The sequence below is a fragment of the Clostridium puniceum genome (assembly GCF_002006345.1).
Classification (GTDB): Bacteria; Bacillota; Clostridia; order Clostridiales; family Clostridiaceae; genus Clostridium; species Clostridium puniceum.
This window is the reverse complement of sequence record NZ_LZZM01000053.1, coordinates 16896-37953: the sequence shown is the minus strand read 5'-3', so window position 1 is coordinate 37953 and position 21058 is coordinate 16896. Positions and strand designations below refer to the sequence as shown.

18 protein-coding genes, 1 tRNA gene and 2 other annotated features are annotated in these 21058 nt (G+C 31.6%); all 19 genes read right to left on the bottom strand.

The features are described from left to right. Positions 1–250 precede the first annotated feature (250 nt). The gene (gene rpoC, locus CLPUN_RS04435) at positions 251–3775 is read right to left on the bottom strand and encodes a DNA-directed RNA polymerase subunit beta' (protein WP_077846157.1); all 3525 of its coding nucleotides are present in this window, start codon (positions 3773–3775) and stop codon (positions 251–253) included. Positions 3776–3796: 21 nt separating this feature from the next. Next, positions 3797–7504: a DNA-directed RNA polymerase subunit beta gene (gene rpoB / locus CLPUN_RS04430; RefSeq protein ID WP_077846156.1), complete on the bottom strand. Its 3708-nt coding sequence runs from the start codon at positions 7502–7504 to the stop codon at positions 3797–3799. Between the two features lie 347 nt (positions 7505–7851). Beyond that, entirely contained in the window at positions 7852–8217 is a 366-nt protein-coding gene (gene rplL / locus CLPUN_RS04425) for a 50S ribosomal protein L7/L12 (RefSeq protein WP_077846155.1), read from the bottom strand. Positions 8218–8267: 50 nt separating this feature from the next. Further along, complete coding sequence (rplJ, locus tag CLPUN_RS04420) at positions 8268–8765, bottom strand: 50S ribosomal protein L10 (RefSeq protein WP_077846154.1); 498 nt, start codon at positions 8763–8765, stop codon at positions 8268–8270. Positions 8766–8799: 34 nt separating this feature from the next. Next, positions 8800–8926, bottom strand: a sequence feature (ribosomal protein L10 leader region). A 44-nt stretch (positions 8927–8970) separates the two neighbouring features. Further along, positions 8971–9660, bottom strand: coding sequence for a 50S ribosomal protein L1 (gene rplA / locus CLPUN_RS04415; protein WP_077846153.1), 690 nt, complete (start codon positions 9658–9660; stop codon positions 8971–8973). Between the two features lie 54 nt (positions 9661–9714). After that, complete coding sequence (gene rplK, locus CLPUN_RS04410; protein WP_077846152.1) at positions 9715–10140, bottom strand: 50S ribosomal protein L11; 426 nt, start codon at positions 10138–10140, stop codon at positions 9715–9717. Between the two features lie 75 nt (positions 10141–10215). Continuing rightward, positions 10216–10737, bottom strand: coding sequence for a transcription termination/antitermination protein NusG (nusG, locus tag CLPUN_RS04405; RefSeq protein ID WP_077846151.1), 522 nt, complete (start codon positions 10735–10737; stop codon positions 10216–10218). A gap of 37 nt (positions 10738–10774) precedes the next feature. After that, positions 10775–11005 (bottom strand): preprotein translocase subunit SecE, encoded by a 231-nt coding sequence (gene secE / locus CLPUN_RS04400; RefSeq protein ID WP_077846150.1) that lies wholly within the window; start codon positions 11003–11005, stop codon positions 10775–10777. 48 nt (positions 11006–11053) lie between these two features. Continuing rightward, positions 11054–11203: a 50S ribosomal protein L33 gene (gene rpmG, locus CLPUN_RS04395; protein ID WP_002583138.1), complete on the bottom strand. Its 150-nt coding sequence runs from the start codon at positions 11201–11203 to the stop codon at positions 11054–11056. A 183-nt stretch (positions 11204–11386) separates the two neighbouring features. Continuing rightward, the gene (gene tuf, locus CLPUN_RS04390) at positions 11387–12580 is read right to left on the bottom strand and encodes an elongation factor Tu (protein ID WP_077846149.1); all 1194 of its coding nucleotides are present in this window, start codon (positions 12578–12580) and stop codon (positions 11387–11389) included. A 65-nt stretch (positions 12581–12645) separates the two neighbouring features. Then, a tRNA-Thr gene (locus CLPUN_RS04385) sits at positions 12646–12721 on the bottom strand. A gap of 77 nt (positions 12722–12798) precedes the next feature. Beyond that, positions 12799–13446: an RNA polymerase sporulation sigma factor SigH gene (gene sigH / locus CLPUN_RS04380; protein ID WP_077846148.1), complete on the bottom strand. Its 648-nt coding sequence runs from the start codon at positions 13444–13446 to the stop codon at positions 12799–12801. 59 nt (positions 13447–13505) lie between these two features. Continuing rightward, positions 13506–14018 carry an NYN domain-containing protein gene (locus tag CLPUN_RS04375; protein WP_077846147.1) on the bottom strand — a complete coding sequence of 171 codons (513 nt, stop codon included), beginning with the start codon at positions 14016–14018 and terminating at the stop codon, positions 13506–13508. Positions 14019–14031: 13 nt separating this feature from the next. Next, the gene (gene rlmB / locus CLPUN_RS04370; protein WP_077846146.1) at positions 14032–14937 is read right to left on the bottom strand and encodes a 23S rRNA (guanosine(2251)-2'-O)-methyltransferase RlmB; all 906 of its coding nucleotides are present in this window, start codon (positions 14935–14937) and stop codon (positions 14032–14034) included. A gap of 24 nt (positions 14938–14961) precedes the next feature. After that, on the bottom strand, positions 14962–15375 hold the full coding sequence (locus tag CLPUN_RS04365) for a Mini-ribonuclease 3 (protein WP_077846145.1): 414 nt from the start codon (positions 15373–15375) through the stop codon (positions 14962–14964). A 115-nt stretch (positions 15376–15490) separates the two neighbouring features. Then, the gene (gene cysS / locus CLPUN_RS04360; protein WP_077846144.1) at positions 15491–16891 is read right to left on the bottom strand and encodes a cysteine--tRNA ligase; all 1401 of its coding nucleotides are present in this window, start codon (positions 16889–16891) and stop codon (positions 15491–15493) included. A 17-nt stretch (positions 16892–16908) separates the two neighbouring features. Then, the gene (locus CLPUN_RS04355; RefSeq protein ID WP_077846143.1) at positions 16909–18621 is read right to left on the bottom strand and encodes a proline--tRNA ligase; all 1713 of its coding nucleotides are present in this window, start codon (positions 18619–18621) and stop codon (positions 16909–16911) included. A 183-nt stretch (positions 18622–18804) separates the two neighbouring features. Continuing rightward, positions 18805–18985 (bottom strand) — a binding site (T-box leader). Positions 18986–19050: 65 nt separating this feature from the next. Further along, a complete protein-coding gene (gene ispD / locus CLPUN_RS04350; protein WP_077846142.1) occupies positions 19051–19725 on the bottom strand; it encodes a 2-C-methyl-D-erythritol 4-phosphate cytidylyltransferase in 675 nt (224 codons plus the stop codon). Between the two features lie 18 nt (positions 19726–19743). Next, positions 19744–20844: a PIN/TRAM domain-containing protein gene (locus tag CLPUN_RS04345; RefSeq protein ID WP_077846141.1), complete on the bottom strand. Its 1101-nt coding sequence runs from the start codon at positions 20842–20844 to the stop codon at positions 19744–19746. Positions 20845–21058 lie beyond the last annotated feature (214 nt).

The window sequence follows — 21058 nt, the reverse complement described above, 5'->3', positions numbered from 1 at the left end:
TTATTTATCTATTTTTAAATTAAGATAAAAGCTAATTTATTAGAATATACAGTATATACCTCTAGATGTATTCCATATACTCTCCATAACTAATGTTGACTTTATATATTGAATTGATACATTAACTATAATCTATCAATTTAATACTCAAAAAACAATAGTATTGACATTAATTTGTGTTATTTTGCATTTTAAATCACACAAATTGTATTGTATCATTTTACATTACTCATGTCAATATAATTAAATTCTATTCTTCAATTGCTTCTTCCATTAACTCTTCATCTAGAGCTACTTTTAATTCTCTGTATCTCATCATTCCAGTACCAGCTGGAATTAACTTACCAATAATAACATTTTCCTTTAATCCAACTAGCGGATCTACTTTACCTTTAATTGCGGCTTCTGTTAAAACTCTTGTTGTTTCTTGGAATGAAGCTGCCGATAAGAAACTATCCGTTGCTAATGCTGCTTTAGTTATACCTAGTAGAGTTTGTTCTCCATTTGCTTCTTCTCCACCAAATTCTCTAACTCTTGCATTTTCTTCATTGAAGTCAAACATATCGATAAGTGTACCTGGTAGCAATTCAGTATCACCTGATTCTAAAACTTTTATCTTTCTAGTCATTTGTCTAACAACCACTTCTAGATGCTTATCATTGATATCAACACCTTGTAGTCTATAAACTTTTTGAACTTCTGATAGTAGGTATCTTCTAGCTCCATCTATACCTTTTATGCTCATTATATCATGAGGATTTACCGATCCTTCAGTGATTTCATCTCCTGCTTCGATATAATCACTTTCACTAACTCTTAATCTTGAACCAAATGGTATATCATAACTACGTTCTTCACCATCAGAACTCATAACTATTACTACTCTCTTTTTCTTTGTATCTTCAATTTTAACAGTACCATTAATTTCACTTACTATTGCAAGCCCCTTAGGTTTTCTAGCTTCAAATAGTTCTTCAACTCTAGGTAAACCTTGCGTGATATCGGCTCCCGCAACTCCACCTGTATGGAATGTTCTCATTGTAAGTTGTGTTCCTGGTTCCCCAATTGATTGAGCTGCAATAATCCCAACTGCTTCTCCAATATCAATTTTCTTAGCAGTTGCCATGTTCATACCATAACATCTAGAACATACACCAACTTTACAGCTACAAGTAAATACAGATCTAATTTTAACTTTCTTGATTCCAGTTGAAACTATCTTATCTGCTACATCTGGATCCATATATTCATTTCTGTAAGTTACAACTTCTCCAGTCTTAGGATCGACAACATCTTCTGCAGTGTATCTACCAATTAATCTTTCTCTTAATTCTTCGATAACTTCGTTACCTTCCTTTATTTCACTTACATATATACCATCTTCAGAACCACAATCTTCTTCTCTTACAATAACATCTTGTGATACATCAACTAGTCTTCTTGTTAAATATCCTGAATCGGCAGTCTTTAAAGCGGTATCCGCATTACCTTTTCTAGCTCCATGTGTAGATGAAAAATATTCCAATACGTCTAATCCTTCTTTAAATGATGCTCTAATAGGTAATTCGATGATTTTACCTGATGGACTTGCCATAAGTCCTCTCATTCCAGCTAATTGCTTAATTTGAGACTTAGATCCTCTGGCTCCTGAATCTGCCATCATGTATATTGGATTGAATTTATCAAGACTATCCATTAAAGCATTTGCTACATCTTCAGTTGTTTGAGTCCATTTTTCTATAACTCTTTCATATCTTTCATCATCAGATATGAATCCTCTTTTATACATTTTTTCAATTTTATCTATAGTTTCATCTGCTTCTTTAAGTAAATCATATTTAGAATCTGGAACTATGATATCTGATGAAGCAACTGTAACTGCCCCTATAGATGAGTAATGATATCCTAACGCTTTGATATTATCAAGCATTATAGATGTTTTTACCGGGCCATGCTTCATGTAACAATTATCTATTATTTTCCCTAATGATTTCTTAGTAACTAAGAAATCAACTTCTAAATTAAATTTTTCTTCTTCAAGTTCTCTGTTAACTAATCCAAGATTTTGTGGGATTGATTCATTAAATATAATCTTTCCAACAGTAGTCTTAATAACCTTAGATTTTATTACTCCATCAACTTCTCTAAACATCCTAACATTTATTTCAGCATGTACGGCAATTGCTTTAACTTCATATGCCATTATCGCTTCATCTTTGCTTGAGAATGTCATTCCAGCACCCTTAGCATTTTCTTTATCCATCGTTAAATAATATGAACCAAGAACCATATCCTGAGTTGGAACACAAACTGGCTTACCATCTGATGGTTTTAAAATGTTTGTTGCTGCCAACATTAAGAATCTAGCTTCTGCTTGCGCTTCTACTGACAATGGAAGATGGACAGCCATTTGGTCACCATCAAAGTCGGCATTATACGCCGTACATGCTAGTGGGTGAAGTTTAATAGCTCTACCTTCTACCAATACTGGTTGGAAAGCTTGAATACCAAGTCTATGAAGCGTAGGTGCACGGTTAAGTAATACTGGATGATCTGCAATAACTTCTTCTAATACATCCCATACTTGTGGTTGCACTCTTTCCACCATTCTCTTAGCACTCTTTATATTGTGAGCCACTCCATCTTGAACTAACTTCTTCATTACAAATGGCTTAAATAATTCTATCGCCATTTCTTTTGGAAGACCACATTGATACATTTTCAATTCTGGTCCAACAACTATAACTGATCTACCTGAATAGTCAACTCTCTTTCCAAGTAAGTTTTGTCTAAATCTACCTTGCTTACCCTTTAACATATCCGAAAGAGATTTTAACGGTCTATTTCCTGGTCCAGTTACTGGTCTTCCTCTTCTACCATTATCAATAAGAGCATCTACTGCTTCTTGAAGCATTCTCTTTTCATTTCTAACTATGATATCTGGCGCACCTAGATCCAACAGCTTCTTCAATCTGTTATTTCTGTTTATTACTCTTCTATATAAATCATTTAAATCAGATGTTGCAAATCTACCACCATCTAATTGAACCATTGGTCTTAAATCTGGCGGAATTACTGGTATTACATTAATAATCATCCAATCAGGCTTATTTCCTGATTTTCTAAATGATTCTATAACTTCAAGTCTTCTTATAATTCTAACTTTCTTTTGCCCTGTGCTTTGTTTAAGTTCTTCTTTTAAATCTTTTGATCCATTTTCTAAATCAATTTCACTAAGCAGTTCTTGAATTGCTTCTGCACCCATTCCTGCAACAAAACTTTCATCACCATATTTATCTACAGCTTCTCTATATTCTTTTTCGTTAAGAAGTTGTTTCTTTAACAATGGCGTTTCTTTAGGATCAATTACGATATAAGATGCAAAATATAAAACTTTTTCTAAAGCTCTTGGTGACATATCTAATATTAATCCCATTCTTGATGGAATTCCTTTAAAGTACCAAATATGAGATACTGGGGCTGCTAATTCTATATGCCCCATTCTTTCTCTTCTTACTTTAGCCTTTGTGACTTCAACTCCACATCTATCACAAACTATACCTTTATATCTTACTCTTTTATACTTTCCACAATGACATTCCCAGTCTTTCATTGGTCCAAAAATTCTTTCACAAAATAGACCATCTCTTTCTGGTTTTAGTGTTCTGTAGTTAATTGTTTCAGGCTTTTTAACCTCTCCTCTTGACCATTGTCTTATTTGTTCTGGAGATGCTAAACCAATTTGTATTGCCTCAAAATTATTTAATTCAAACAAGGGTAAATCCTCCCTTCAAAATTAGTGTTCATCATTAAAATCATCTAGTTCTAAGTCGCTTCCAAGTTCTTCTATGTCAACATTCTCATCATAATCAATATCTTCTAGATCTTCTTCTTTATTTTGATCATAACTATCGTCAATTATTTCAGGTTCTTGAAGAATAATATCTTCACTACCTTCTATATTCACTTCTAAGTTTGCTAAATCCTCATCTACTATTTCTTTTAAAGCTACTTCTTGGTTTTCCTCATTTAAAACTTTAATATCTAAACATAAAGCTTGAAGTTCTTTAATAAGAACCTTAAATGATTCAGGAACGCCTGGTTCAGGTATATTTTCGCCCTTAACTATAGCTTCATATGTCTTAACTCTACCTACAATATCATCTGATTTAACAGTTAATATTTCTTGTAATGTATGCGCTGCTCCATATGCTTCTAAAGCCCAAACTTCCATTTCTCCAAATCTTTGACCACCAAATTGTGCTTTACCTCCCAGTGGTTGTTGTGTAACAAGTGAATATGGACCTGTAGATCTAGCATGAATCTTATCATCAACCAAATGGTGAAGTTTTAAGATATACATTATTCCAACAGTTACTGGATTATCAAATGGTTCTCCAGTTCTACCATCATATAATATAGTTTTAGCATCTGCATTAAACCCTGCTTTTTCTAAACACTCTGTAATTTCTGGTTGAGTTGCTCCATCAAATACTGGTGTAGATATATGCCAGCCTAAGTGGCTAGCTGCCCAACCTAAATGTACTTCAAGTACTTGCCCAATATTCATACGAGAAGGTACCCCTAGTGGATTTAAGCATATTTGAAGTGGCCTACCATCTGGTAAGAATGGCATATCTTCTTCTGGTAATATTCTAGAGATAACCCCTTTATTACCATGACGTCCTGCCATCTTATCTCCAACTGAAATCTTTCTTTTTTGCGCAATATAACATCTTACAAGTTCATTTACTCCTGGATTTAATTCATCCCCATTTTCCCTTGTAAATACTTTTATATCAACTATTATTCCAGCTTCTCCATGAGGAACTCTTAATGAAGTATCTCTTACTTCTCTTGCTTTTTCTCCAAAGATAGCTCTTAGCAATCTTTCTTCTGCAGTAAGTTCAGTTTCTCCCTTTGGTGTTACTTTACCAACTAATATATCTCCTGATCTTACTTCAGCACCTATTCTGATAATACCTCTATCATCAACATCTTTAAGTGCATCATCACTTACATTTGGTATATCTCTTGTTATTTCTTCTGGTCCAAGCTTAGTATCTCTAGCTTCACATTCATATTCTTCTATATGCATAGATGTAAAGACATCTTCTTTAACTAATTCTTCTGAAATCAACATGGCATCTTCATAATTATAACCTTCCCAAGTTATGAATCCCATTCTGATATTTTTACCTAATGCAATTTCACCTAAGTCCGTAGATGGACCATCTGCGATTACTTGGTTTTTAAATACTATTTCACCTGTATCTACTAGTGGTCTTTGATTTATACATGTTCCAGAGTTACTTCTCTTAAATTTCAATAACTTATATAGATCTGTTCCACCATCAGAATCTCTCTTGACTCTGATTTCACTACCTGATACATAAGTAACTACTCCTGCATTTCTTGCTTTTGGTAATACTCCTGAATCTACAGCAGCTTTAAATTCTATTCCTGTTCCAACAATTGGTGCTTGAGGATTTAATAACGGAACTGCTTGACGTTGCATGTTAGATCCCATAAGGGCTCTTGTCGCATCATCATTTTCAAGGAAAGGAATCATAGCAGTAGCTACTGATACCATTTGTCTTGCAGACACGTCAATCAAATCAACTTCTGTCGCTGGAACAACCAGTACATCTTCTAAATGTCTTACTGTTACTTTTTTATCAATAAAATTTCCATTCTCATCCATAGGAGCTTTGGCTTGAGCTATTAAGAACTGATCTTCTTCATCTGCTGTGAAGTATCTTATTTCATCTGTAGCTCTTGCATTTTCTTTATCTACAATTCTATATGGAGTTTCAATAAATCCATATTCATTAACTTTTGCAAAAGTTGCTAATGAATTTATAAGTCCTATATTCGGACCTTCTGGCGTTTCAATCGGACACATTCTACCATAATGAGAGTGATGAACGTCTCTAACTTCGAACCCAGCTCTTTCTCTTGAAAGACCTCCTGGTCCTAACGCTGATAATCTTCTCTTATGAGTTAATTCTGATAATGGGTTTGTTTGATCCATGAATTGTGATAATTGTGAGCTACCAAAAAATTCTTTAATAGCTGCAGCAACAGGTCTTATGTTAATTAACATTTGAGGAGTAATAGCTTCTTGATCTTGAATAGTCATTCTTTCTTTAACTACTCTTTCCATTCTTGATAAACCAATTCTAAATTGATTTTGTAACAATTCTCCTACAGATCTTAATCTTCTATTTCCTAAATGGTCTATATCATCAACATAACCTATTCCATAAGTTAAACCTAATTCGTAACTAATAGTTGCAAATATATCATCTCTTATAATATGTTTAGGAATAAGTCTACTAATATTTTTCTTTATTTCGTCTTTGATACTTTCTTCATCTGAGAAATTATCTAGTATTTCTTTCAGTGTAGGATAATGAACTAATTCTTTTATTCCTAAATCTGAAATATCAAATGTAACTTGCTTCTTTAAATCTACAAAGTTATTACTAATTACTTTAATAACTTTATCTTCAACTAATACATCAACTGATTTTATTCCAGTGTTTTGAATTTCTTCAGCCATTAATCTACTTATTTTTTTATCTTTTTCAATCATAATCTCGCCAGTTTGTGGATTAACAATGTCATTAGCTGCTATTTGGTTTGCAATTCTTAAACTTAACGCCAACTTCTTGTTAAACTTGTATCTTCCAACTCTAGATAAATCATATCTTTTAGCATCAAAAAATAATGTATCAATTAAAGATATAGCACTATCTACTGTTGGTGGTTCACCTGGTCTTAATCTTTTATATATTTCAAGCAATGCTTCTTCTTTGGTCTTAGTATTATCTTTTTCTATTGAAGCTCTAAATCTTTCTTCTTCACCAAAGAAATCCAATAATTCTTGATCACTACCTAATCCCATAGCTCTTGCTAATATTGTAATTGATAATTTTCTAGTCTTATCAATTCTTACATAAATTATGTCATTAGAATCTGTTTCATATTCTAACCATGCACCTCTATTAGGTATTACAGTTGATGAATATAATTTTTTACCACTCTTGTCTATAGAGTAGTTATAATATACGCCTGGTGATCTCACTAATTGGCTAACTATAACTCTCTCAGCACCATTAATTACAAAGGTACCTTGTTCTGTCATTAATGGGAAATCACCCATAAATACTTCTTGTTCTTTGATTTCACCTGTTTCATTATTTTGTAATCTAATCGAAACTTTTAATGGCGCTGCATAAGTTGCATCTCTTTCCTTACATTCCTCGACAGAATACTTGATATTTTCCATATCAAGTTTATAGTCTATGAACTCAAGTACTAAATTTCCTGTGAAGTTTGTTATCGGATTAATATCTTCAAAAACTTCGTGCAATCCTTCTCTTAAAAACCATTCATAAGAATCTAACTGTACTTCAATTAGATTAGGCATTTCAGTAACATCATTAATTTTACCAAAACTCATTCTTGTTCTTTTTCCAATTTGGACAGGATGTACCATGAATTTTCACCCCTTGTATAAAATAAACTAAAATAGCCCAAAGCGTACTTTCCCTAGGGACTTTTGCTTTCGGACAACTTCTTTTTTATAGTATAACCATTATTCACCAAGTTATACTCTTTTTTTTCCACTATAAATATATACTATTCCATAGTGAATAATACATTATATTAATATATCATAGGATATTTTTCTTGTCAAGAATATAACTTTTTTTAATATATTCCGAACTAAATTTTTTATATATAAAGCTATATAAAATACCTATTCCTCAACAAGCATTTTATATAGCTTTATAAATAAGGTTTAAAAAAGGTGCTTTAAAGCACCTTTTTAGCATAAATAAATTACTTAACTTCTACAGCAGCTCCAACTTCAGCTAATTTAGCTTTCATATCTTCTGCTTCTTCCTTAGAAACACCTTCTTTTAATGTCTTAGGAGCTCCATCAACTATTTCTTTAGCTTCTTTTAATCCTAATCCTGTAATTTCTCTAACTACTTTGATAACTTTAATCTTGTTATCTCCAGTACTTGCTAATACTACGTCGAATTCAGTTTTTTCTTCAGCAGCAGCTCCACCAGCTACAGCTCCGCCAGCTACAACAGCAGCAGCAGCACTTACTCCAAATTCTTCTTCACAAGCCTTTACTAATTCATTTAAATCTAAAACGCTCATTTCTTTTATTGCTTGAATTATATCTTCTCTTGTCATTTTAATAGCACCTCCGAAATTTCTTCTTATAAATTATTTTTTATTATTGACTATTCTGCAGTTTCCTTACTATCAGCAATAGCACTTAATACACGTGCAAAGCTTGATATTGGAGACTTGATACTTCCAAGAAGTTTTGCAATAAGAACTTCTTTTGATGGTATTGTTGCTAATTGCTTAATCTTTGCTTCATCATAGATTTCGCCTTCTACAATACCTGCCTTTAATTCTAAAGCTTTATGATCTTTAGCAAAATCATTTAATATTCTTGCACCTAATGTAACATCTTCATAACTGAATGCAATAGCTACAGGTCCTTCTAAATATTCTACTATACCATCTAAGCCTAATTCCTTAGCAGCTAAAATAACTAAAGTATTTTTGTATACTTTGTATTCAACTCCAGCCTCTCTTAAATTTTTTCTAAGAACAGTATCTTCTTCAACATTTAGACCTTGATACTTACTAAGAACAACAGATTTTGATTTTTCTAATTTTTCCTTAATTTCAGCAACTTTTGCTTCTTTAAGTTCTCTGTTTTTATTCATTGCGGTGTCCACCTCCTCACAGTTTCAAACTGCTTCTTTTACTAAAAAAGACCTTCCGCAGACAAGGAAGGTCTATAATATCATCTATTATACATAACCTAGGTAGGTAATATATTTTACGCTTTCGCACCTACTGTCTACGGAAAAAATATTTTCTTTTTCACAACATTAAATATTATACTACCTAATATTAATTAAGTCAATATTAATCTAAAGCTTTTGTTGGATTAATTTTTGCACTTGGTCCCATTGTACTTGAAACAGATACTGATTTTAAGTATTGACCTTTAGCTGCTGATGGTTTTGCTTTAACTAAAGCATCCATTAATGCATTGAAGTTTTGTTTTAACTTTTCAGTTCCAAATGATTTCTTTCCAATTGGGCAGTGAACTATAGCTGTTTTGTCTACTCTGTATTCAACCTTACCAGCTTTAATTTCTTCAATAGCTTTAGCAACATCAAATGTTACTGTTCCTGATTTTGGATTTGGCATTAAACCTTTAGGCCCTAACACTCTACCAATTCTACCTACAACACCCATCATATCTGGAGTTGCAACAACCACATCATATTCAAACCAATTTTCAGTTTGAATCTTTTGAACTAATTCATCAGCTCCAACGAAATCAGCTCCTGCTTGTTCAGCTTCTGTAGCTTTATCTCCCTTTGCAAATACAAGTACTCTAACTGTTTTTCCTGTTCCATTTGGTAACACAACAGCTCCTCTTACTTGTTGATCCGCATGTCTTGGATCTACTCCAAGTCTTACGTGTAATTCAATAGTTTCATCAAAGTTTGCCTTTGCAGTCTTTAATGTAAGATCTAATGCTTCTACTGGATTATATAATGCACTTTTGTCTATAAGCTTTGCACTTTCAATATATTTCTTTCCCATAATTTGCCTCCTCTGTGGTTTTAACGGTTTTGACCTCCCACTTATTTTTACGAATTACTCTTCAATAGTTACGCCCATACTTCTAGCTGTTCCTGCGATCATTCTCATCGCTGATTCAACATTTGCAGCATTTAAATCTGGCATTTTAGTTTCAGCAATTTTTCTAAGTTGATCTTGAGTTAACTTACCAACTTTTGTTCTATTAGGTACTCCCGAACCACTTTCTAATCCTATTTCTTTCTTAATTAGAACTGCGGCTGGAGGAGTCTTTAATATAAAACTAAAAGATCTATCTTGGTAAACTGTAATTACTACTGGTATTATATATCCAGCTTGATTTGCAGTTTTTGCATTGAACTCCTTACAGAATCCCATTATGTTTACACCATGTTGACCTAAAGCTGGACCTACAGGTGGAGCTGGTGTTGCCTTACCTGCTTGAAGTTGAAGCTTTATCATTCCAGTTACTTTCTTAGCCATTTTGTTATTCCTCCTATTACTGTGGTATATACGAACTTTTAGTTCTCCCACTTAATTAAAACTAGTTTATTATAATTAAACTAATTTTTCAACTTGATTAAAGTCTAATTCGGCAAGAGTTTCTCTGCCAAACATATCTACTAAAGCTTTTATTTTGCGCTTATCTAGAACTATTTCTTGTATTATAGCCACCGATTCTCTTAATGGCCCAGAGATAATTCTAATGCTTTCACCAATTTCCAAATCAATATCAACTGGCATTTCTAACACACCCATTGCCTCTACTTCTTCATCAGAAAGAGGAACTGGTTTAGATCCTGGTCCAACAAAACCTGTTACACCTCTTGTGTTTCTTACAACGTACCACGCTTCATCACCCATCAACATCTTTATAAGCACATATCCAGGGAATTTTTTCTTTAATGAGACTTTTTGTTTTCCATCCTTTTCTTCAACCACTTCTTCCATAGGTACTTGTATATCATGGATTAGTGCTTCAAGATTTCTATTTTCAATTGCTTTTTCTAAGTTTGCTTTTACTTTGTTTTCATATCCTGAGTATGTATGTACTACATACCATCTTGCTCTATCACTCATACTTGTCAGGCGATCTTAATCACCCAAACCTCCTTTTTTACTTCAAATTTAAAATCATTTTAAAGAGGCTGCTGAAAATAGAATCTAATCCTCCAACTAATATAGTATACAACAGTGTGAATACTACAACTGCAATAAATGCTTTTTTCGTCTCATCTTTTGAAGGCCAAGTTATTTTCTTAACCTCCGCTTTAACTTCTCTAAAAAAACCAATTACACCATTACTTTGGGCTGTTTTTTCAGTTTTTGCATTACTTTTCGCTGACATATCTTCACATCCTTATTTTTTATAATCCTATGTCATTCCTGCGGTTAATTACTTAGTTTCTCTATGAAGAGTGTGCTTTTTACAGAATTTACAATACTTTTTCATTTCTAATCTATCTGGATCATTTTTTTTGTTTTTCATTGAATCATAATTTCTTTGTTTACACTCTGTGCATGCTAAAGTCACCTTTGTTCTCATTACTGCACCTCCAGTTTTTTATATATATTATAAACAAGAAACTTAATCTCTTGTTCACCTCTAATTTGCCTTGCTTAAAATGTCACTTTTATACAATATCATAGAATGTTTAATATGTCAATCTTCCTTTAAATAGGACTAAGTTATGCAACTTAGTCCTATTTAAAGTAATAATCACCATTTTTATTTTTCTATGCTAGTAACAACTCCAGAACCTACAGTTCTTCCACCTTCTCTGATAGCGAATCTTAATCCTTCATCCATTGCGATTGGAGTGATTAATTCAACTTTCATATCAATGTGATCTCCAGGCATTACCATTTCCATTCCGTCTGGTAATTTGATTGATCCTGTAACGTCTGTTGTTCTGAAATAGAATTGTGGTCTGTATCCATCGAAGAATGGAGTATGTCTTCCACCTTCTTCTTTCTTTAATACGTATACTTGACCTACAAAATTAGTGTGTGGATGCACTGAGTTTGGTACTGCTAAAACTTGACCTCTTTCGATATCAGTTCTTTGTACTCCTCTTAATAATGCTCCGATATTATCTCCTGCTTGCGCTTCGTCTAATAACTTTCTGAACATTTCTATTCCTGTTACTACTACTTTCTTCTTTTCTTCACTTAATCCTACGATTTCTACTTCGTCTCCTACGTGAAGTACTCCAGCTTCAACTCTTCCTGTTGCAACTGTTCCTCTTCCAGTGATTGTGAATACATCTTCTACTGGCATTAAGAATGGCTTATCTGTTGCTCTTTCTGGAGTTGGGATATAGCTATCTACTGCATCCATTAAATCTAAGATACATTTGTTTGCTTCTGCATCTTCTGGATTTTCTAATGCTTTTAATGCTGATCCTGTTATTACTGGAATATCATCTCCTGGGAAGTCATATTCGCTTAACAATTCTCTTACTTCCATTTCAACTAATTCTAATAATTCTGGATCATCTACCATATCTGCTTTATTTAAGAATACTACGATATATTCGATACCTACTCTTGATCCTAATAGGATATGTTCTCTTGTTTGTGGCATTGGACCATCTGCTGCTGATACAACTAATATAGCTCCATCCATTTGTGCTGCTCCTGTTATCATGTTCTTAACATAGTCAGCATGCCCTGGACAGTCAACGTGAGCATAGTGTCTTGCTTCTGTTTGATACTCAACGTGTGCTGTATTGATTGTGATTCCTCTTTCTTTTTCTTCTGGTGCTTTATCTATTGCTGCATAATCAAATGCTTCTGCAAATCCTTTTTTTGATAATACTGTTGTAATTGCAGCTGTTAATGTTGTCTTTCCGTGGTCTACGTGACCTATTGTTCCAATATTAACGTGTGGTTTACTTCTTTCATACTTTGCTTTTGCCATTGTAATTTTCCTCCCTTATTACCTTGTGATAAACTTTGCCTAGTGTTTTTTTATTTTTTATTATTTGGAGCTCACAATCGGGATTGAACCGACGACCTCCACCTTACCAAGGTGACGCTCTACCGACTGAGCTATGTGAGCGTTCAAAAATGCCTATGTTCTTTGATATACCAATTATAAAGTTTACTATCATTCTTTTTATTTGTCAATATAATTTACTACTTTAAATCCAAGCATTTTTCTAATTTTCTTTTCACTCTTTGCAATGCATTATCAATGGATTTTGAATGTCTTTCTAAATCACTTGCAATCTCTTGATAAGACTTTCCATCTAAATATGATGTAAGAACTTCTAATTCCAATCCTGATAACACTTTTGAAATTTTTTCTTCAATGTAAGCCATCTGTTCTTTACTTATCATCAATTCTTCTGGATCGGTAATCTTCATTCCCGCTAGTACATCTAAAAGAGTTCTTTCGGATTCTTCTTCGTATATTGGTTTATTTAAGGATACATAGGTATTCAAAGGAATATGTTTTTGCCTAGTAGCCGTCTTTATTGCAGTTATAATTTGTCTAACAACGCATATTTCTGCAAAAGCCTTAAATGATGTTGATTTTTCTGGATTAAAGTCTCTGATAGCCTTATATAAGCCTATCATGCCTTCTTGATAAATATCTTCCTTATCTGCTCCAATTAAAAAGTATGACTTAGCCTTTGCCTTAACAAAATTTTCATATTTTGAAATTAAATATTCTTGAGCTCTATTATCTCCATTTTTAGCTTGAGCAACAATTTTTTCATCTGACTTGCCTTTGAAATCTAAAAAAACTTCCAACGATTCACTCTCAACTCTCTTCTGCATTAAACTGACCACCCATTTAGACAATTATACCCTAGTAAAAATCAATTAGTCAACTGAAATTACTTGCTTCGCCTAATTTCTTCTAATATTATTGCTGTTTTTTCATCTATATTATCACTTATACTATTTCTATCTATACTTTTATTTTTATCGCCCTTAATTTTTATAGATTTTTCTACCTTGATTACTTCATTATAAAATTCCAAAGATGACATTCTAACTGCCCCTCTTTGAAAAACAGTTTGTTGTTCTAAACTATCAGACGTTACTACAACTATTTCATGTTTTCTCCCTAAAGAATTTACTTGTTTCTCGATATAATTATCAGCTGTCTCTCCATCCTTTGTAAAAATAACTAAAATATTTCTATTTACTTCTTCTTTTTTTTCAAGGTTGCCCATAACTTTATGTGCGTCAAATACTAATACTATTTTGCAGGCTTTAAAAACTCCATAATTATGTAACTTATCAATCAAAGTTTGTCTTGCAGCTTCAAAACTAAAGTCTTTTCTTTGCTTCAAATTTGGCCAACTATTCACCACATTATATCCATCCACAAAAATAGTTTTCACTATATACCTCTTTCTATTTTAATCGTCCTTTTAATACTTCATACATAATTATACCACCAGCTACTGAAGCATTTAAAGAGTTAATCTTTCCAACCATAGGTATTTTTATTAGCTTATCACATTTTTGTACTGTTAATTTAGATATTCCTCGCCCTTCATTTCCAATTATAATTGCACAAGGACCACTGAAATCTACTTGATAACTATATTCTTCTGCTCTTATATCTGCACCATAAACCCATATACCTTTTTCCTTTAACTCTTCTATAGTTGCATTTAAATTGGTAACTTTCGCGATTTTTACATGTTCTATTGCACCTACAGAAGATTTATATACTGTTGCACTTACTGATGCACTTCTTCTTTTCGGAATTATAATTCCATGAACTCCAAATAATTCTGCCGTTCTTACTATTGATCCTAAGTTATGAGGATCCTCAACTTCATCTAATATAACTATAAAAGGAGATTCTCCTCTTTCTTCTGCTAAAGCTAGTATATCTGATACCTCTGAATATTTATATGGTGTTACCTTAGCTATTACACCTTGATGCGTTGCTCCATCGCACATTGAATCGAGTTTTCTTTTATCAACTTCTTTAATTACAATTCGTTTTTCTTTAGCTATGCTGACAATTGTATTTATAGAACCTTCTAGCTTACTATTTGCTATATATAGAGTTTCAATTGTTCTTTCTCCTTTTAAAGCTTCAATGACTGAATTTCTACCGATAACTATATCTTCTCTCTCTTCAATTTGATTAGCTTCTCTTCTATCACTCTCAGTAGTCTTTTCTTTTCTTCCACTATTTTTCGTTCCATTAAGCTTTCTCTCTCTTAATCTAGTTTTTTCTTCATTCTTTTTTTCACCTTTAATAAATTTATCTTTTGAATTAAACTTTTTCGTTTCCCCTTGCATTTATAAATCCTCCTTGTTTAAAATTTATTTTATAATTTCAATACTTTTATTTAATATAAATTCTAATCTTTCTTTATTACCTGTTAAGTATAAATACCCTATTAAAGCTTCAAATCCAGTTGCCATTCGATAATCTCTCACATCTGCATTTTTAGGAACTGTAGGTGATTTTGCATTTCTTCCCCTCTTATAAATAGCTTCTTCTTCCTCTGTTAAAAGCTGTTCTATTTTATGCATTATACACGATTGGCTTTTGGCTTTAACATATGTAATTGCTTTAATATGAATTTTATTTGCTGATAATGATGTATTTTTCATCAAAATATAATTTCTAACAAAAACTTCAAATATTCCATCTCCGATTAATGCTAATTGAAGTGGATTTAGTTGCCTTGCTTCATCTTGTGAAAATTCCCTCATTCTAAAATCATCTAACATTATACTTCTCCTTTTAATAAAACATACTTAAAAATAACAAGTCAGTATGTTATTATATTTAACTCTCTATTTCTGACATATACATAAGGGTTGCAAAACTGCAACCCTCCTTTAATTAATCAATCTTTTTCCATCTAACACCTTGTGGTGTATCCTCTAAAACTATATTTCTATTCTTTAAATCATCCCTTATCTTGTCTGCTAAAGCAAAATCTTTATCTTTTCTTGCTTGCTGTCTTTTATCAATAAGTTCCTGAATTTCAGTTTCTAAATCCTTCTTCATATGATTTTGAAGAATTCCAAGTGGTTTTCCAAGCTCTCTAATCAATGCCTCCGCTTTTTCACACAATTCAATCGATGAATTAATATTAACATTGTTATTAATATCCTTTGTTAAATCGAATAGTACTGAAATTGCATCTGCTGTATTAAAGTCATCATCCATCTTTTCTATAAATTTTTCTCTATATTTATCTAAAGATTTTAAATAACCTATCTCTTGATCGTTTATATCTTTTTTACTAACTTCACTCTTTAGATTATCAAGATTATTTATACAATTGTATAATCTTTCTATTGATGATTTTGCTGAATCTAAAAGTTCTTTAGTGAAATTTATTTGAATTCTATAATGACCTGATAACATTAAGAATCTTATTGTATCTGCATCATATTCTTCAAGAATTTCCCTAGCTGTAAAGAAATTATTTAATGATTTTGACATTTTTTTATTATCTACGTTAACAAATGCCGCATGAATCCAATAATTAGCAAAGGCCTTACCAGTTACAGCTTCACTTTGAGCTATTTCATTTTCATGATGAGGAAATTTCAAATCCATTCCACCAGCATGAATATCAATTGTATCTCCTAGTAATTTTTTTGCCATACATGAGCATTCTATATGCCAGCCTGGTCTTCCAAGTCCCCAAGGACTTTCCCATGCAGGTTCATTAGGCTTTTTCGCCTTCCATACTGCAAAATCCATTGGATCTTTCTTTCTTTCATCAACAGAAATTCTTGCGCCAGCTTGTAAATCATCTAAATTTTGCCCAACTAACTTTCCATATTCAGCAAATTTTTTTGTACTATAATATACATCCCCATCTACTTCATAAGCAAATCCGGCTTCAATTAAGTCTTCGATGAATTTTATGATATCATTAATATATTCTGTTGCTCTAGGATTGGTTGTTGCTCTCTCTATTTGAAGCCCATCTGCATCTTGATAATATTCTTTTATATATTTATCTCCAAGTTCTTTTACTGTAATACCTTCATCATTAGCTTTGTTAATCATCTTATCATCTATGTCTGTAAAATTTTGAATAAATGTAACTTTGTATCCTCTATACTCAAAATATCTTCTAATTATATCAAATATAATAAATGTTCTTCCATTTCCTATATGCATAAAATTATAAACAGTTGGTCCACAACCGTACATTTTAACTTCTCCTGGAACAATAGGGATAAACTCTTCTTTTTGTCTAGTTAAAGTATTATATATCCTCATTAAATTACCTCCTAAAGTTATTTTAATTTCATATTATTTTTTTCAAATTCACTTTTTATTATGTTACAAACATCACTGATTTTGATTACTTCCATTTCACCATCTCTAAGTTTAAATTCAACTTCTCCGTCACCAATTTTTTTACCTACAGTTACTCTCATTGGTATTCCCATTAATTCTGAATCTTTGAATTTCACTCCTGCTCTTTCATTTCTATCATCTAAAAGAGCTTCTACACCCATTCCTACTAATTGCTCATAAAGTTCGTTTGCAACTTTAACTTGTTCTTCATCTTTAACATTTACAGGAATTACAGATATATGGTATGGTGCAACAGATAATGGCCATACTATTCCATTCTCATCATGATGTTGTTCAATTATAGATGCCATTGTTCTTGTAACTCCAATCCCATAACATCCCATTATAAATGGCTTTTCTTTACCACCTTCATCAATAAAATTAGCATTCATTGATTCTGAATACTTAGTTCCAAGTTTGAAGATATGACCAACTTCTGTACCTCTTGCAATAGTAAGCTTTCCACCACAGTCTGGGCACATATCTCCTTCTGTTACATTTCTAAAATCACTAACAGTTCCGTCGAAGTCCCTTCCATAGTTAACATTTTGTATATGATATCCAGTTTCATTACCACCTACAACAAAATTATACATGTTTTTCACTTCTTCATCTACTAATATTAAATCAACTTTTATTCCTATTGGCCCGGCGAATCCAATATCACATCCAGCTGCTTTTATATATTCTTCATGAGAAGCCATTTCTATATCACCAGAAGCATTTGAAGCATTAGCTACTTTTACTTCATTAACCTCTCTATCTCCTCTTACAAATACAGCAACAATTTTACCATCAACATTATATAACAAGGTTTTAACTGTCTTTTTAGGAGATATATTTAAAAATTCTGCAACTTCATTTATTCCTCTACTATCAGGAGTCGCTATTTTTTTTGCTTCCATTAGTTCTTCTTTTTCTAATTCTTCTAATTTAGCAGTTGCTTTTTCGATATTTGCTGCATAATCACAATTAGTACAGAATACTACATCATCTTCTCCAACTTCTGACTTAACCATAAATTCTGCTGAGTTAGCTCCTCCAATCGCACCTGAGTCTGCTGCAACACATTTAGCATCTAAACCACATCTATTGAATATTTTAACATATGCATCATGCATCTTATCATATGATATATCTAAACCTTTTTGATCCTTATCAAAGCTATAAGCATCCTTCATAACAAATTCTCTAGATCTCATCACTCCAAATCTTGGTCTACGCTCATCTCTATATTTAGTTTGAACTTGATATAAATTAAGAGGTAATTGCTTATATGATTTAATTTCATTTCTTGCTATATCAGTAAATACTTCTTCATGAGTAGGTCCTAAACAAAAATCTCTTTCTCCTCTATCCTTTAATCTAAACATTTCTGCTCCATAAGCATCCCATCTACCTGATTCTTGCCATAATTCTGCTGGAATAATAGCTGATGCTAAAAATTCTTGTGCACCTGCTGCATTCATTTCTTCTCTTACTATATCTTCTACTTTCTTTAATACTTTTAGTCCAAGAGGCATATAATTATATACTCCTGCAGCCATTTTTCTTATCATTCCAGCTCTTAGCATAAGTTTATGACTATCAATTTCTGCTTCTGCAGGAACTTCTCTTAATGTTGATATTAACATATTAGACATTTTCATTTTCTATTTCCTCCTATAATCTTGTTTAATAATATATCTGAATAATTTAATTTATTGATTACTTATTAAAATTATATATTTATTTCTTTAATTTCAAATACAATATTTCTAACTTTGTATAAAATTATTCAAAAATTAATTTTAATATAATTTTTTGAATAAAAAAATTCACCCTAATATTCACATTAGGGCGAATTGTATCGCGGTACCACCTAAATTTATTCTCTAATAATGATAACGGTATTAAACCGATAGTTTTTACCTATACTCAAAAGCTGGTTCAAAGTCTATTTAAAAGTCTTACAGCCTATGGACTTTTTCTCTTAATAATTCGACTTCTACTATTCTTCATCATCGCTTTATAAACTTGATTTTATTTTAATTTATTATAACTTCTTGAAATTTACATGTCAACATCTTATAATTAAACTATTTTTTCACCAAATATTCTGCTAAAATCAAATCTTCTGGTGTGGTTATTTTAATATTTGTATATTCACCATCATAAATATAAACTTTATTTCCGAAAAACTCTGCTACCATTGTATCATCAGTAACTGAAACTCCACTTTCTTTAATCTTCCTATGACACTCATATATAAGATTAAAATCAAAAGCTTGAGGAGTTTGAATTGCAACAGTTTGGCTTCTATCCAATGTATTTATTGAAAAATTATCTTCATCCTTGATTTTTATAGTATCTTTAGGCATTATCCCTGGTGCTGCTGCTTTATATGCTTTAGCATATTTAATAGCATCATTTATTATTGTTTGTGATACAAAAGGCCTTGCTCCATCGTGAATTAAAACTATACTAGAATCCTTTAATTCAGTTAAGGCATTATATACAGAATCCTGCCTTTCAGTACCACCAAATACTATTTTATCTACTTTTAATTGATATTTTTCCAATACTTCTTTTTTACAATAATCATTTTCATCTTCTGGAATAACTAAAACAATTTTATCTATTAACTCATTCTTTATAAACTGTTTAAGAGTGTAATAAAGAATGGGCTTCTCATTCAAATTTATATACTGCTTACTTTGAACAAAGCCCATTCTCTTACCTCTCCCTCCAGCTAATACTATTGCACTAACCATGGGAAAATCTCCTTAATTTTAATTATCTTTTGGTTTTGCAAAAATCATTCTTCCTGCTGCTGTTTGCAATACTGATGTAACTATAACTGCTGTTGTTTGTCCTATATATTTTCTTCCACCTTCTACAACGATCATAGTTCCATCTTCTAAATATGCTACCCCTTGGCTCGATTCTTTTCCATCCTTAACTATATCAATAGTCATTTCTTCACCAGGTAATACAACTGGTTTTATTGCATTTGATAACTCATTTATATTTAATACAGGAACGCCTTGAAATTCTGCTACTTTGTTTAAATTGTAATCATTAGTTATAACTTTTCCATCCATCTTTTGGGCAAGTTTCAGTAACTTCGCATCAACTTCTGCAATTTTAGGGAAATCATCATCTACAATCTGCGTTTCTATTGATAATTCTTTCTGTATTTTATTTAATATATCTAATCCTCTTCTTCCTCTATTTCTTTTTAAGGAGTCTGAAGAATCTGAGATATGTCTTAATTCATCTAACACAAAATTAGGTATAACTAATGGACCTTCAACAAATCCAGTTTCACAAATATCAAATATTCTACCATCAATTATAACTGATGTATCTAATATTTTAGGAATTCCAACAATTGTTGTTTCTTTACCTCCATCTTTAGGCTTTTTGTCTTTAATTGCAGGTTTTTTTATATTAACAAGAAGAGCTGTTATATCCTCTTTCTTTTTTACCATTATTTTTGCACCTATTACAGCTGCTAATACATTTAGTAAAACTAACAAAATTGGTCCAAATATTCTATGCATGTCATTTATTGGCTTCGCAATAAATGTCATAAGTATTAAAGCAATAACAGCACCTACAGTTCCATAAAGTATCTCTGTTATGCTCATTTTTTGCATGCTTTTTTCAATATAATCAATTAAATTAGAAATACCATTATATATAGCAGGAGAAATAACATATAATATAAGTCCAAAAATTAAAGATATAATAATATAAAATACAACCTTAGCAATAGTAGTTGATAGGTAACTAACAATTTGAGGAATTGTAATTAATATTTCTGATATAAAATATCCCATTATCATTCCAATAATAGAGAAAACTCCTCTTAATAAATTCTTTAACACATACTTCACCTCCTTCTAATTATTTACACTTTTTAGATGATTTAATCATTCTTTAATATTCTTGCCACATTGCCTTAATTATAACATACAATAAGTTTATCTAAAATGAATAAATTATTAAGTTTAATTACAAAATTCAGATTAATATAAAAAATGTTTAAATTCAACAGTAATTTATTAGAATAAATTATACGTTTTTAATTACTTAAATAAT